The sequence below is a fragment of the Heliobacterium chlorum genome, assembly GCF_014502795.1.
In the GTDB taxonomy this organism is placed as follows: Bacteria; Bacillota; Desulfitobacteriia; order Heliobacteriales; family Heliobacteriaceae; genus Heliobacterium; species Heliobacterium chlorum.
This window is the reverse complement of the sequence record NZ_JACVHF010000217.1, coordinates 1-307: the sequence shown is the minus strand read 5'-3', so window position 1 is coordinate 307 and position 307 is coordinate 1. Positions and strand designations below refer to the sequence as shown.

Below are 307 nucleotides of genomic sequence, written 5' to 3'. Positions count from 1 at the left end.
AGGTAAGACCCCAGGAAGATGACCTGGTCGATCGGCCCGAGATGTACACGCCGTGAGGCGTTCAGTCGACGGGTACGAATCGGTCGAGGACTTGACCTTACAGCATTACTTTCCTTGGTGTAGTTTTCAAGGGACAAACTTTTATATTGTTTTGGGGTGTAGCCAAGCGGTAAGGCAGCGGACTTTGACTCCGCCATTCGTTGGTTCGAATCCAGCCTCCCCAGCCAGAGGATCCATTAGCTCAGTTGGTAGAGCACCTGACTTTTAATCAGGGTGTCGCTGGTTCGAGTCCAGCATGGATCACCAT

The 307-nt window shown here is 52.1% G+C and carries 2 tRNA genes and 1 rRNA gene; all 3 read left to right on the top strand.

The window, feature by feature from the left end:
- Nucleotides 1–99, top strand: a 23S ribosomal RNA gene (locus H1S01_RS21110); the annotation flags it as partial.
- 53 nt (nt 100–152) lie between these two features.
- Nucleotides 153–227, top strand: a tRNA-Gln gene (locus H1S01_RS21105).
- 3 nt (nt 228–230) lie between these two features.
- A tRNA-Lys gene (locus H1S01_RS21100) sits at nt 231–306 on the top strand.
- The last annotated feature ends 1 nt before the right edge of the window (nt 307 follow it).